The organism is Streptomyces sp. NPDC054866, assembly GCF_053610745.1.
Window position 1 is genome coordinate 605627 of sequence record NZ_JBSGZA010000002.1, and the last position, 13694, is coordinate 619320.

A 13694-nucleotide genomic window follows, 5' to 3' on the forward strand; every position below is an offset into this window, starting at 1 on the left:
CCTCAGGAAGTGCGGCGCCGAGCCACGAAGACCGCCCCCGCACCCGCGGCAACGATCGCGCCCGCCGTTCCGAGCAGCGCGCCCGTCGGCACCGACGCACCCGTGGACGCCATGGAGCCGCCCGTGCCCCCGCCGACCGAGCCGCCTCCGCCGAGGTCGGACGAAGCCCCGCCGGTTCCACCTCCGGTGCTACCGCCGGTGGAACCAGAGCCGCCACTGCCACCCGGCAGCTCCGCGCCCTCGGCGACCGAGAGCGCCACCGTCACGGGGTCGATCGCGTCGCCCTCCTTGTAGCCGGACGGCGCGTCCTCGCTCTCGAACTGCTTCGCGCCCGCCGCGGTGAACGCCGCCGGCACCTTGTCGAGCACGACGACGTCGTCCTTCGCCGCGTACGACGCCTTGGAGAGGTCGAGCGTCGCGAACTTCACGTCGTTGTTGGTGCCCTTGGGCGTGGTGACGTCCACGGTCAGCGTGCCCTTGGCGCCGTCCGCCGCCACCTTGATGTCGCTGAACTTCATGTCGATGCCGTGCGCCTTGTACTGGAAGCGGACGGCGCCGCCGAAGGACGCGTTCAGCTTCTTCGCGTCGCTGTCCACGTCGCCCTTGGCGTACGGGAAGTCGTAGCCGTTGTCGTTCTTCTCCGCGCCGCCGGAGAGCGTGGCGTCGCCGCCGGACTCGATGTAGCGGCGGAAGCTCTCCTTCACACCCCAGGCGAGCGAGCCGTCGTGAACCTCCCCCGCCTCCCCCGCGTTCCCCGACTCCTCCGAAGGCGCGGGCTTCGAGGTGGACGACGTGGGGGCGGGAGTGGGCGAGGCCGTCGTCGAGCCGGTCGGTGTGGGGGTGGCCGTCGGCTTCGGCGTCGAGGTCGGCTTGCCCGTGGGTGTCGGCGTGGGCGTCGGGGTCGGGGTGCCCGTCGGAGGCGCCTTCGGCGCGACGGTCAGCGGGTCGCCCTCCGCGCCCGTGTACCGGCCACCGCCGCCGAGCGCCTCGTCCGCCTCCTTCGTCAGCTTGGTCTTCATGTCGGCCATGGTGCGTGTGACGGTGACGTCGGCGAGGGGCACGTCGTCCTTGGGCGTACCTCCTTCTCTGGTGACGTCGGCCGTGATCTTCGCCTTGGCGCTGTCGAAGCGGACGTCCGTGAGCTTGACGTCGAAGCGGTGCAGCTCGGAGGTGAAGTTCACGCTGCCCTTGAAGGCCAGGTCGACGGTGTGCTTCTCGGAGTCGTAGGTCCCCGCTCCGTCGACGAAGCTCAACGGCCCGTTCCCGGCGGCCTGTTCGGCGCCGCCGGCGACGGTGATCTTCCCCGCCGCCATGCCGGTCACATAGCTGCGGTAGCTCTCCTTGACGCCCCACGTCAGCCGGTAGTCCTTCAGCGGCACTTCGGCCGCGGACGCGGGGACGGCCGCCAGGACGGTGGCGCCGAGCGCCACAGCGGTGGCGGCTGCTGCGGCGAGGGCTATCGGGCGGCGAATGGCTGCCATGGTCAGTGGTCTCCTTGAACTGAGGCGAAGTGAAGTGCTGTGCAGTGCTGTGGAGTGCAGTGCAGTAGTGCTGTGCTGCGGCGTCAGGTCTTGTCCGCGCCGCGCCGTTTGCGTACGACTCCGAACGTGACCGCCGCTGCGAGCAGCACCGCCACGCCCGCCCCGACGCCGATCGGCACGGCGGGCGACGAGGAGTCGGACGAGTCGGCGGCGTTCTCGGTCTTCGGCTCGGCGGGCTTCTTCGCCCGCGGCGTCGGGCTCGCGGACGAGCCGAGGTCCGGCAGCGCGGGCAGCTTCGCGTCGGCGTCGAGGGCGACGGCGAGCGAGAGGGGGTCCATCTCGGAGCCCGCCTTGTACATGCCGCCGAACGCCTTGGCACCGTCGGCGGTGAGCTTCGACGGCACTTCGGTGAGGGAGACGAGCCCGTCCTTCGGCTTCAGCTCCTCGGCCGCGAAGGTGACCAGCGGCGCATTCTTCAGCGTGACGCCCTTGTCGCCCTTGCTGTGCACGTCCGCCGAGAGCGTGCCCTTGCCGTCCTTCACCTCGACGGCGACCTTGCTCAGGGCGAGGTCGAGGCCGTGTTCGCCGGTGAAGCGCACCGCGCCCGCGAAGTCCGCGTCGAGGGTCTGCTTCTTCTTGTCGTACGTCCCCTCGCCCTGGGGGAAGCGGAAGAGCGCGCCGCCGTCCTGGGCCCCGGCGGACAGTTTCCATTCACCCTTGGCGATGGATCCTGTGACGTACTCGCGGAAGGTGCGGCGCACGCCCCAGTCGACGGCGGCGTCCTCGATCCGGCCGTTCTTCGCCTCCGCCTTCTTCCCTGAGTTCGAGGGCTTCGGCGCGGGCTTCTTCGACGGCTTGTCGGAGCCGGACTTCGCCGCGAGGTCCGTGGACAGGCTCACCCGGTCGAGCTCGGTGCCCGCCGTGTAGTACCCGGCGAAGGCCTTCGCTCCCTGGGAAGTGAGCGTCGCGGGGAGGTTGTTGAGCGCGATCGGTCCCGATCCGCCCTTCATGTTGATGCCGGACATGCCGAGGGTCGCAAGGGGCACCTGGGCGGTGGACGTGACCTTGCCCGTGCCCTTCTCCTTGCTGACCATGTCGGCGTAGAGCGTGCCGGAGCCGCCGGAGATCTTGACCGTGGGGCGGCTGATGGTGAGGTCGAGCTCGTACGAGCCGCCCTTCTTGTGCCCGAGGAAGTGCACCCCTCCGGAGAACCCGGCGCTGAAGGCCCCGCTGGCCGGGTCATACGAGCCCTTCGCCGAGTGGAAGCGGAACTGGCTGCCGCCGACCGTGGCGGCGCCGCCCTGGAGGGTCGAACTCCCCTGGGCGATGGGCCCGGTGACGTAGCTCTGGAAGGAGGATTTGATGCCCCAGTCGAGCCGTCCGCCCTGGACCGTGCGGTCATCGGCGTGCGCGGCGGCCGTGGGGAGCAGTGCTCCGACGAGTGCGGTGAGCACGGCCACGGCTCCGGCGCGGGCGATGGCTCGCGCCTGTCTTGACGACGACATGGGACCCCTCCGGGTGTGGCTAATGAGGTAAGGCTAACCTAAACTACGATCACTCGGGCTGGAACCCCCATCCCGGCCACCCGGGCACCAGGTACCTCACAGCGCCTTCGACAGCAGACCCTCAACAGCACGACAGGACGGTGGACTTCGGTGCGTAGGCCGCGCTCACTCCGTATCGCCGGCGCGTGGACCGCCGTCCTCGCCCTGGCCCTCACGGGCTGTGGATCATCGTCGGACGGCGGTGGCGAGACATCGCCGAAGACGAAGGCGGCAGCCTCCGCGCCCGACCGGGTCGAACCGCTGAAGTCCCGCCCCTCCCCCGCGCTCCCCGCCACCGTCACATCGGCCGACGGCAAGAAGGTCACCGTCGAGGACACCAGCCGGATCGTGCCGCTCACCGGCAGCCTGAACGAGATCGTCTTCACGCTCGGCCTCGGCGAGAACGTCGTGGCCCGCGACATCACCGCCACCTTCGAGCAGGCGAAGAAACTGCCGGTGGTGACACGTGCGCACGACGTCTCGGCGGAGAGCGTCCTCTCCCTGAAGCCGACGGTCGTCCTCGCGGACACCACGACCGGGCCCGCCGAAGCCATCGGCCAAATACGTGACGCGGGCATCCCGCTGGTCGTGTTCGACCCGGCGAAGGGCCTCGACGACGTCGGCCCCCGGATCGACGCGGTGGCCAAGGCACTGGGGGTCGAGAAGTCCGGCGACGAGCTCAAGTCCCGTACGCAGGAACGGATCGCGAAGGTACGGAAGGCCATCCCTGCGTCCGCCCGCGCCGAGAAGCCTCGCGTCGCCTTCCTCTATCTGCGCGGCTCCGCGTCCGTCTATCTGCTCGGCGGCCGCGAGTCCGGCGCCGGTTCGCTCCTGGAGGCGGCGGGCGCGGTCGACGCGGGCAAGGCATCGGGACTGAAGAAGGACTTCACGGCGATCACCAGCGAGGCCCTCGCCAAGGCGGCGCCCGACGCGATCCTGGTCATGTCCAAGGGGCTCGAATCCGTGGACGGCGTGGACGGTCTTCTCAAGATCCCGGGGGTCGCCGAGACCCCGGCCGGGCTCGACCGCCGCGTCGTCTCGATCGACGACGGAGTGCTCCTGAACTACGGGCCGCGCACGGACCAGGTCCTGAAGTCCCTGGTGGAGCAGTTGTACGGGGGCGCTCAGAAGTGACCGTCCTGACCAAGGCGGCGGACGCCGGTCCCGGCACGGAGGAGCCCACGGCCCACCGAAGGCGGCGGGGCACGGCCGCCACCCTGACCATCGGTCTCACCGCCGCCCTCGTACTCCTCTGTCTCCTCTCCGCGGGCATCGGCGCGTACGACATCCCGCTCGGTGACGTCCTCAGTTCCGTGCGGCACCGCATCGGGCTCGGCGGGAGCGCGCTCGACCGCGTCGGTGAGAGCGTCCTGTGGAACGTGCGGCTGCCGCGCGTGACGCTCGCGCTGCTCGTCGGCGGGTCGCTCGGCTGCGCGGGGGCGCTCATGCAGGGGGTGTTCGGCAATCCGCTCGCCGAACCCGGCGTCATCGGGATCTCCGCGGGCGCGGCCGTCGGCGCGGTGGCGTCGATCGCGCTCGGCCTCAGCTTCTTCGGCAACTGGACCGTGACGGTCTGCGCGTTCGTCGCGGGGCTCGCCACCGTCCTTCTGGTGTACGCCCTTTCGCGCGACGGCGGGCGTACGGAGGTCGTCACGCTCATCCTCACCGGGATCGCCGTGAACGCGTTCGCGGGGGCGCTGATCGGGCTCTGCATCTTCTTCGCGGACAACGCGCAGATCACCCAGATCACGTTCTGGCAGCTCGGCTCGCTCGCGGGGGCGACATGGCCGAAGGTGCTCGCCGTGCTGCCGTGCGCGGTGGCCGGTCTTGCCGTGGCGCCGTTGTACGCACGGAAGTTGGACCTGCTCGCGCTCGGCGAGCGGCCCGCGCGGCATCTGGGCGTGGACGTCGAGCGGCTGCGGCTCGTGCTGGTCCTCGTGGTGGCGCTGCTGACCGCCGCCGCCGTGGCCGTCGCCGGGATCATCACGTTCGTCGGCCTGCTCGTCCCGCATCTGCTGCGGATGGCGGCGGGTCCCGGCCACCGCTTCCTCGTGCCGGGCAGTGCGCTGGGCGGGGCGGTCGTGCTTGTCGGCGCGGATCTCGCGGCGCGGACGGTGGCGGCTCCGGCGGAGCTGCCGCTGGGGGTGCTCACCGCGCTCTTCGGGAGCCCGTTCTTCTTCTGGCTGCTGCGCAGGACTCGGCGTAGGCAAGGGGGTTGGGCATGATTGGGCGGATTGCGCGGCGGCTGTTCTCCTCCGGGGGCGGGCGGGGCTCCCTGCCGGGGGACTTCGCTCCCGGCGACGTGCTCGCCGAGGCGGCGGGGCTGCGGGTGCGGCTGGGTGGGCGCGAGGTGCTTGCGGGGGTGTCCCTCACCGCGCGGGCGGGTGAGGTCCTTGCCCTTGTCGGGCCGAACGGGGCCGGAAAGTCGACCCTGTTGGCCGCGCTGGCGGCGGATCTCCCGGCGCACGAAGGGGTCGTACGCGTCTGTGGCCGCCCTGTCGCGGAATGGACCGCCCGTGAACTCGCCCTGCGGCGGGCGGTGTTGCCGCAGTCCGCGGCGCTCTCCTTCCCGTTCGCGGTCGAGGACGTCGTACGGATGGGGCGTGCGCCCTGGGCTGGGACGGCGCTGGAGGAGGACGACGACCGTGTCGTGCGGGAGGCGATGGCCGCGACGGAGGTCGGTGAGTTCGCCGCGCGTTCCTTCTCGGCGCTGAGCGGGGGTGAGCGGGCGCGGGTCGCGCTGGCGCGGGTGCTGGCTCAGCGGGCGCCCTTGCTGCTGCTCGACGAGCCGACCGCGGCGCTCGATCTGCGCCACCAGGAGCTGGTGCTGCGGATCTGCCGGGAGCGGGCGGGGGCGGGGGATGCGGTGGTAGTGGTGCTGCATGACCTGGGGCTTGCGGCGGCGTATGCGGATCGGGTGGCGGTGTTGCGGGATGGGGGGCTCGCCGCGGAGGGGGCTCCGGGCGGGGTCTTCACCGGCGAGTTGCTCTCCGAGGTCTACCGGCAGCCGGTCGAGGTCTTCCCGCATCCGCGGACGGGGGCTCCGCTGGTGGCGCCGGTGCGGGGCTGAGGCGGGGCGGTCCCTGCGGGGCATTCCCCAATCCCACCCCTTCCCGAAACCATGGGGCTCCGCCCCCTGGACCCCCGAAAAGATGGCCTCAAACGCCGGCCGGGCTGAACTATCCAGCCCGGCCGGAAACTTCCAGCCCGTCCGGCGTTTGAGGACGAACTCGGCGAAGCCGGTGATGAGGCCCACCAAGGCCCCCGCGCCAGAGCGGGTTTTCGGGAAGGGGCGGGGTTGGGGAAAAGAACCCGCCCCTTGACCCGGACTTTGCGATCCCATGAGCCCCTTATCACCTCACCGTGATGCCCTCGTGAGCAGCAGAGAAGGTGAGAGCTGAATCACGGAACAGCTGGGTATCGACCAGGTAAGGGTCAGTTAAGTTAGGTCCGCCTCACCAGCGTGCCGGAATCGTCCGTGACCCCTCTTGGAGCCCCCATGCACCCCGCCCGCCTCACCACCGCCACCGCCATCGCGGCAGCGGCAGCTCTCACCGCCGTCACGGGCTGCACCGAGAAGAGCGACGCCAAGAGCGGCGGCAACACCGTCGAGGTGACCGCCACCGACGACAAGTGCGAGGTCTCCAAAACCAAGCTCACCGCCGGGCACGTCGAACTTGCCATCGAGAACAAGGGCTCCAAGGTCACCGAGGTCTACCTCCTCTTCCCCGACGACCGCATCGTCAGCGAGCGCGAGAACATCGGCCCCGGCACGAAGCAGAAGCTCACCGCCGAGGTGAAGTCCGGTTCGTACCAGATCGCCTGCAAGCCCGGCATGAAGGGCGACGGCATCCGCCAGAAGGTCACCGTCAGCGGCGGCAAGGCCGTCAAGCGCGACCCGCGCCTGGACAAGGCCGTCGCCGACTACCGCGCCTACGCGCAGGAGCAGGCCGACGCGACGCTCCCCAAGGTGAAGCTCTTCACCGACGCCGTCCGCAAGGGCGACATCGAGGGCGCCAAGAAGGCGTACGCCAACTCCCGCATCGGCTGGGAGCGCACCGAGCCCGTCGCCGAGTCCTTCGGTGACATCGACCCGAAGGTCGACCTGCGCGAGGACGGCCTTGAGGACGGTCAGGACCTGGAGAAGGACTGGACGGGCTGGCACCGCCTGGAGCGCTCCCTGTGGAAGGACAAGAAGCTCGGCGAGCGTGACAAGGAGCTCGCCACTCAGCTGGACAAGGACCTCAAGGACTGGCAGAACCGCGTCGGCAAGGCCGAGATCACCCCGACCTCCATGGCCAACGGCGCCAAGGAACTCCTCGACGAGGTCGCCACCGGCAAGGTCACCGGCGAGGAGGAGCGCTACTCGCACACCGACCTCGTCGACTTCAAGGCGAACGTCGAGGGCGCGGACAAGGCGTACGGGCTGCTGAAGGCCGTCGCGTCCGAGAACGACCCCGCGCTCACCAAGGAACTCGACAAGCAGTTCGCGGCCCTGGACAAGCTGCTCGGCAAGTACCGCAAGGGCGGCGGCAAGGACTCGTACACGTTCACGTCGTACGACAAGGTCGGCCAGGCGGACCGCAAGGAGCTGTCGGACGGCGTCAACGCGCTCGCGGAGCCGCTGTCGAAGCTCGCCGCCGCCGTCGCGAAGACCAAGTAGCGGCAAGGGGGAACCTGAACGATGACTGAGACCACGAACGACACCGCTCCGGAAGAGGTCAGCTCCGGTTCCCCTTCCCGGCGTTCGCTCCTCGGCTGGGGTGGTGCCGGGCTCGCGCTCGGCGCCGCCGTCACCGGGGGCGCGGTCGCGGTGGCCCGGTCCGGGGAAGGGGAAGAGGCCGTGCCCGCCTCGTCGGCGGGCGGCGCTGTCGCCTTCCTCGGCAAGCACCAGGCGGGCATCGCGACACCCGTCCAGGACCGTCTGCACTTCGCCGCGTTCGACGTGAAGACGGACGACCGCGAGCAGTTCGTGCAGCTCCTGAAGGACTGGACGAAGGCCGCCGCGCGGATGACCGCGGGGCACGAGGTCGGTGAGGGTGCCTTCGGCGGGCTCGTGGAGGCGCCGCCGGACGACACCGGCGAGGCGCTCGGCCTCAAGCCGTCGCGGCTCACCCTCACCATCGGCTTCGGGCCCAGCCTCTTCGAGAAGTTCGGGCTCAAGGACGACCGGCCCGAAGCCCTCGTCGATCTGCCCAAGTTCCCCGGCGACAATCTCGACAAGTCTCGCGGCGGCGGCGACCTCTGCGTGCAGGCCTGCGCGGACGACCCGCAGGTCGCCGTGCACGCCATCCGCAACCTCGCCCGCATCGGCTTCGGCAAGGTCGCCGTGCGCTGGTCGCAGCTCGGCTTCGGGAAGACCTCGTCGACCACGCCGGGGGCGCAGACGCCTCGTAACCTCTTCGGGTTCAAGGACGGGACCCGCAATGTGTCGGGCGAGGACGACTCCGCGCTCGCCAAGCATGTGTGGGTGGGTGAGAAGGACGGGCCGGACTGGATGGTGGGCGGTTCGTATCTCGTCGCGCGTCGCATCCGTATGAACGTCGAGACCTGGGACCGGACTCCGCTCGGTGAGCAGGAGGACATCTTCGGGCGCGACAAGGGCGAGGGCGCTCCGGTCGGCAAGGCCAAGGAGCACGACGAGCCGTTCCTGAAGGCGATGAAGCCCGACTCGCACGTCCGGCTCGCGCACCCGGACACCAACGACGGCGCGACGATCCTGCGCCGCGGCTACTCCTTCACGGACGGCACCGACGGCCTGGGCCGTCTGGACGCGGGGCTCTTCTTCCTCGCCTACCAGCGGGACGTCCGTACGGGCTTCATTCCGGTGCAGCGCAGCCTGGCGCGCGCCGACGTTCTCAACGAGTACATCCAGCACGTGGGTTCAGCGGTCTTCGCGATCCTGCCGGGCGTCCGCGACAAGGACGACTGGTGGGGCCGGGCACTGTTCAGCTGAGGGGATCTGACAGACATGTTCGGTAATTACCTGATCGGCCTGCGCGAGGGACTTGAGGCCAGCCTCGTCGTCTGCATCCTCATCGCCTATCTGGTGAAGACGGAGCGGCGCGACGCCCTCAAGCCCATCTGGATCGGCATCGGCGTCGCGTGCGGCCTCGCGTTCGGTTTCGGCTGCGTGCTCACCTTCGGTTCGCAGGAGCTGACGTTCAAGGCGCAGGAGGCGCTGGGCGGTTCGCTGTCGATCGTCGCCGTCGCCCTGGTGACGTGGATGGTCTTCTGGATGCGGCGTACGGCCCGCCATCTGAAGGCCGAGCTGCACGGCAGGCTGGACGCGGCGCTGCAGATGGGCACGGGCGCGCTGGTCGCCACCGCGTTCCTCGCCGTGGGCCGGGAGGGCCTGGAGACCGCGCTGTTCGTGTGGGCCTCGGTGCGGGCTTCGAACGACGGGACGCCCGGTCCGCTGATCGGCGTGCTCCTGGGTCTTGTCACCGCGATCGCGCTCGGCTGGCTGTTCTACAAGGGCACGGTCCGCATCAACCTGGCGAAGTTCTTCACCTGGACCGGCGCCATGCTGGTGGTCGTGGCGGCGGGCGTGCTCGCGTACGGCGTGCATGACCTGCAAGAGGCGGAGTTCCTCGGCGGCCTTCGTAACAAGGCGTTCGACATCAGCGCGACGATCCCGCCGGACAGCTGGTACGGCACGCTCCTGAAGGGCATCTTCAACTTCCAGCCCGATCCGACGGTTGTCCAGGTCACGGTGTGGCTGCTGTACCTGATCCCGACGCTCGCGTTCTTCTTCGCCCCGGTAGGGTTCGGGCCCGGGAAGGGGAAGGTGAACGCAACGCATGAGCAGGCTTCCAAGGCAGCGCACTCCGATGCTGGGCGGACGGTCGCAACGGCCGCGCCGGTACGCGATGGTGGCGTCGACGGTGACCGTACTGACGGTGACGGCGAGCGGCTGCGTGACGGTGCACGGGGAGCGGGAAGTCGTCCCGTCGGCGACGAAGGCTGAGGCCGACCGCGCGCTCGAGGACTTCCTCACCGCGTACAACAAGGCCGAGAAGGCGTACGACCCGGCCCTGGACGCGGCGCGGGTCACGGGTCCGCTGAGCGCCATCAACCAGGCGGGCCTGAAGGTGCGGGGCACGCAGAATCCGGGCGGCAACCCCAAGCATGTGCCGCTTGAGCTGACGGACGCGAAGTTCTCGATCCCGAAGAAGGCCGGCTGGCCCCGGTGGTTCGTGGCCGACACGAAGTCCAACCGGCGGGGCGACCTGCGCTGGGTCCTGGTCTTCACCAAGGGCAGCAAGGACCAGCTGTGGGAGGCGTCCTACCTGAACCTGGTCTCGCCGGCCAAGATGCCCGAGCTGAAGAAGGACAAGGACGGCTGGGCGGAGCCGGTCGAGCTGAACACCCCGTCCCTCGCGGTGGCGCCGAAGAACCTCGGCAAGGAGTACACGACGTATCTGAAGTCGGGCGGCGACAAGTTCGCGCCGGGCGACCACACGTCGACGTGGAAGTCGTTCCGCGACAAGAACACCAAGCGCCGCGGCATCGCCGTCCAGTACATCGACGAGCCGCAGAACGAGGGGACGTTCGCGCCGGTGGGGCTGCGCACCCAGGACGGCGGGGCGATGGTCTTCTTCTCGACGCACCACTACGAGAAGCAGACCGCCGCGAAGGGCGTGAACCTCACCGTCGAACCCGAGGTGAAGCCTCTCCTGAAGGGCGAGGTCAGGCAGTCGGTGATGCTGGAGCGCGTCTCCAACCAGGTCGTTCTCGACCCGGCGGGGTCGGGCAAGGTGACGTTCCTGAGCCGCATCCAGGGGCTGACGGGCGCGAAGGGCGAGTAGCCCCCCGCGGCAGGCGTCAGCCTCTCAACGGCCAGGCCGCGACGTCGTGCTGGGGCTCGCCCGCGACGCGGGCGCATTCGTCGGTGAGCGTCTCCAGGAGCGTCAGCGGGTCCGGGAGCGCGTGCTCGGGGCCGCGGATCCAGTGGACCGTCAGGTCACCGGGCAGCCGCGCGGGCGGCACGAGGACGTACGAACCGCGGCAGTGCCAGCGGAAGCCGGGGTGTTCGTTCGTGGTCTCGGGGTGGCAGTCGAGCTCGCAGGGCCACCACTCGTCCTCGTCCTCGGGGGTGCCGCGGGTGAGGGTGAAGAAGAGCATCCGCCCCTCGTCCATGGTGCCCTCGGACTCGGCGACGGGGCCCACGTCGATGCCGTCGGCGAGCAGCCTGGCGAGCGCCTCGCGCCCGGCGGCGAGCGGCACGTCCAGGACGTCGTGGACCATGCCGGTCGCGGTGATGAAGTTGGCCTGCGGCTGATGCCTCGCCCAGCGCTCGATCTGCCCGCGGTCGGTGGTGGACTGCGTCTGCCAGGCGAAGGAGATGGGGTGCCTGGCGGGGGTGGGACAGCCGATGCGGTCACAGGAACATCGGTACGCGGAGGGGTGCGCCGCCGGTGAGAGCGGCAGACCCGCCGCCGCCGCGGCGACGAGCAGGGCCTCGCGGCCCGCCTCTTCACCTGCCGTGTCCTCCGGTCGGGGACGTCGGCGAAGCCACTGGGAAATCCTGCTCTGCCCGCCGGACCGGCGGCCGAACTCCGCGCCCATCAATCCCCTCACCTCGCATGTGTGCCGAGAAGCATCTCCCATGGTCGCACCATCCTGCTCCTCGGGGGGCCAGAGCCCACATCCGGGGTAGCTGGGGTGATGCAAGGCGCAGGGTGACAACGCGCGTCATTGCGTACTAACAGGGGATTTACCCCCCTACCGTGTTCGCCATGGTCACCAGGACTGTGCTCACGGGACTCTCGGGGCTCATGAGCCTCACCACACTGACCCTCGCGGCGCCCACGGGACCGCTCGCCCCGATCGAATGGGGCCGCGGCGGCCCGCTGACGGTGGAGGCCCTCCCCCGCATCACCTACACCGCGCACCGCGGGGGCGCCCTGGAGGTACCGGAGAACAGCATGTCCGGCCTGGTGGCGGCGTACAAACGCGGAACGTCCCAGGTCATCGACGTCGATACGCGGATACTGCGCGACGGCACCCTCGTGGCCATGCACGACGCGACCCTGGACCGTACGACGACGTCGAAGGGCCCGGTGCGCTCGCTGACCCTGCGCGAGTGGCGGAAGGTCAGGCTGCGGCCGGGCCCCGGCCTGCCCGGCAGCTGGCGCTCCGAGCGGCCGCCGACGGTCGCCGAGGTCCTTGACCGCTTCGGCGGGCGGATCGTGCTGATGCTGGAGGCGAAGGATCCGCGCAGCCTGCGCAGGCTCGGCTCGCTGATCCGCGCCCGCGGCCTGACGCGCTCGGTGTTCGTGAACTCCAACGAGCCCCGCGTGGCCGCGCGCGCCCACCGGATGGGCCTGCTCGCGCAGCTGTGGCGCTCCAAGGCGCAGATGCGCACGGACCGGCCCGAGCGGTGGGCCCGGTTCGTGGACGTCCTGGACGTGGATCACAAGGCGCGGGACGTGGATCTCCTGCGCGCGGTCGGCTCCGGGGTCCCCCGGGTGTGGGCGCACACGGTGACCACGCCGCGCCAGCGCGACCGGGCACTGCGGCTCGGCTGCAACGGCGTGATCACGGACACGCCGGGGCTGCTCGCGCGGACGCCGGTGACGGGAGCGAAGGTCTTCGGGCGGTATCAGCGCGGCGCGATGCCGTAGAGGGCGTACTCGACGAGCTTGTCGGCGTACTCGTGCGTGAGCGGCCCCGTCCGCTGCATCCAGCGCTGGGCGAGCGGGCCCGTCCACAGTTCCAGGGCGATGCGGGGGTCCACGTGGGGCGCGACCTGGCCGGCTTCCTGGGCGATCTCGATGCGCCTCGCGTACATCTGGAGTCCGGGCTCCAGGAGCTTCTCCACGTACTCGGCGCCGAGCTCCGTGTTGAGGATGCCCTCGGCGGCCAGCGCCCGCCAAGGGGCGTCGTACTTGGGGTTGTTGAACTCGTCGATGGTGGCCCGCATGACGAGTTTGAGGTCCGCCTCCAGGTCTCCGGAGTCCGGGATCTCGGTCGGGGTCAGGTCGTGGCCGGCGTTGTCGCTCGCCTCTTGGTGGGCCTGCTCGCCGAGGTCCAGGAAGGCGTCGAGCAGGACGGCGCCCTTCGACGGCCACCAGCGGTAGATCGTCTGCTTGCCCACGCCCGCGCGGGCGGCGATCGCCTCGATCGTGAGCTTGCCGTATCCGACCTCGGAGACCAGGTCGAGGGCGGCGTCATAGATCGCGCGGCGCGAGCGTTCACTGCGGCGCTTGGAGTCAGGGGCGGATTTCGTGGCCATGCCGTCGAATGTAGCAGCGGACGAGCCGAGACGTACCGTCTCGTAAACGCTTGACAAGACGAACCGTCTCGTTCAAAGTAATCGAAGAAGCGAGACGAGACGTCTCGCCGGGCTAATACTCTCGATCCGGAGGTACGCACATGTCGCGAGGTGGAGCAGGAAACATGCTGGGCGTGGGCGGTACGCGCACCAACCTCTCCCGCAAGGCGCTGCGCGGCGGGGGCCGCGGCGGCCAGGTCGGCGGCGGGCTCAGCCCGCAGGCGCAGAAGCGTGAGCTGCTGCGCAGGCTCCAGGAAGGCCGCTCGGCGCGCGGCCAGTCGTGAAGCGGGGCGTGGGCCGGGGAGGTGGACGGGGAGGTGGACGGCGTCTTGACCATCCGCCTCCCCGAGTGGACCACTCGCTGAACCACCCGTTCAGATCACAGCGCGA

At 70.2% G+C, this 13694-nt stretch carries 13 protein-coding genes; 9 read left to right on the forward strand and 4 right to left on the reverse strand.

Annotated elements, in window-relative coordinates; all coding sequences use genetic code 11:
* Positions 1-2 precede the first annotated feature (2 nt).
* Positions 3-1481 carry an HtaA domain-containing protein gene (locus ACWGI2_RS11455; RefSeq protein WP_453695016.1) on the reverse strand — a complete coding sequence of 493 codons (1479 nt, stop codon included), beginning with the start codon at positions 1479-1481 and terminating at the stop codon, positions 3-5.
* An 83-nt stretch (positions 1482-1564) separates the two neighbouring features.
* Complete coding sequence (locus ACWGI2_RS11460) at positions 1565-2986, reverse strand: HtaA domain-containing protein (protein ID WP_453695017.1); 1422 nt, start codon at positions 2984-2986, stop codon at positions 1565-1567.
* 150 nt (positions 2987-3136) lie between these two features.
* Here ACWGI2_RS11460 and ACWGI2_RS11465 point away from each other — a divergent pair, with 150 nt between their 5' ends.
* From ACWGI2_RS11465 to ACWGI2_RS11495, 7 genes are all read left to right on the forward strand, one after another.
* Entirely contained in the window at positions 3137-4159 is a 1023-nt protein-coding gene (locus ACWGI2_RS11465) for a heme/hemin ABC transporter substrate-binding protein (RefSeq protein WP_453695018.1), read from the forward strand.
* 5 nt (positions 4160-4164) lie between these two features.
* The gene (locus ACWGI2_RS11470; RefSeq protein WP_453695728.1) at positions 4165-5250 is read left to right on the forward strand and encodes a FecCD family ABC transporter permease; all 1086 of its coding nucleotides are present in this window, start codon (positions 4165-4167) and stop codon (positions 5248-5250) included.
* Positions 5247-6095, forward strand: coding sequence for a heme ABC transporter ATP-binding protein (locus tag ACWGI2_RS11475; protein ID WP_453695019.1), 849 nt, complete (start codon positions 5247-5249; stop codon positions 6093-6095). The genes ACWGI2_RS11470 and ACWGI2_RS11475 overlap by 4 nt, the downstream gene beginning before the upstream one ends.
* Before the next feature lie 429 nt (positions 6096-6524).
* On the forward strand, positions 6525-7688 hold the full coding sequence (gene efeO / locus ACWGI2_RS11480; RefSeq protein WP_453395245.1) for an iron uptake system protein EfeO: 1164 nt from the start codon (positions 6525-6527) through the stop codon (positions 7686-7688).
* A 21-nt stretch (positions 7689-7709) separates the two neighbouring features.
* Complete coding sequence (gene efeB, locus ACWGI2_RS11485; protein WP_453695020.1) at positions 7710-8981, forward strand: iron uptake transporter deferrochelatase/peroxidase subunit; 1272 nt, start codon at positions 7710-7712, stop codon at positions 8979-8981.
* Positions 8982-8996: 15 nt separating this feature from the next.
* The gene (gene efeU / locus ACWGI2_RS11490; RefSeq protein ID WP_453695021.1) at positions 8997-9995 is read left to right on the forward strand and encodes an iron uptake transporter permease EfeU; all 999 of its coding nucleotides are present in this window, start codon (positions 8997-8999) and stop codon (positions 9993-9995) included.
* A complete protein-coding gene (locus ACWGI2_RS11495; RefSeq protein ID WP_453695730.1) occupies positions 9898-10836 on the forward strand; it encodes a hypothetical protein in 939 nt (312 codons plus the stop codon). Before efeU ends, ACWGI2_RS11495 begins: the two co-directional genes overlap by 98 nt.
* 16 nt (positions 10837-10852) lie before the next feature.
* On the opposite strand, the gene ACWGI2_RS11500 is transcribed toward ACWGI2_RS11495, so the two are convergent.
* Positions 10853-11596, reverse strand: a complete 744-nt coding sequence (locus ACWGI2_RS11500; protein ID WP_453395248.1) for a bifunctional DNA primase/polymerase — start codon at positions 11594-11596, stop codon at positions 10853-10855.
* A 170-nt stretch (positions 11597-11766) separates the two neighbouring features.
* Here ACWGI2_RS11500 and ACWGI2_RS11505 point away from each other — a divergent pair, with 170 nt between their 5' ends.
* Entirely contained in the window at positions 11767-12654 is an 888-nt protein-coding gene (locus ACWGI2_RS11505) for a glycerophosphodiester phosphodiesterase (protein WP_453395249.1), read from the forward strand.
* Here the strand turns inward: ACWGI2_RS11505 and ACWGI2_RS11510 are convergent.
* Positions 12633-13265 carry a TetR/AcrR family transcriptional regulator gene (locus tag ACWGI2_RS11510; protein ID WP_453695022.1) on the reverse strand — a complete coding sequence of 211 codons (633 nt, stop codon included), beginning with the start codon at positions 13263-13265 and terminating at the stop codon, positions 12633-12635. The genes ACWGI2_RS11505 and ACWGI2_RS11510 overlap by 22 nt on opposite strands.
* A gap of 140 nt (positions 13266-13405) precedes the next feature.
* On the opposite strand from ACWGI2_RS11510, the gene ACWGI2_RS11515 reads away from it, so the two are divergent.
* Positions 13406-13588, forward strand: a complete 183-nt coding sequence (locus ACWGI2_RS11515) for a DUF6243 family protein (RefSeq protein WP_453395251.1) — start codon at positions 13406-13408, stop codon at positions 13586-13588.
* Positions 13589-13694: the final 106 nt, after the last annotated feature.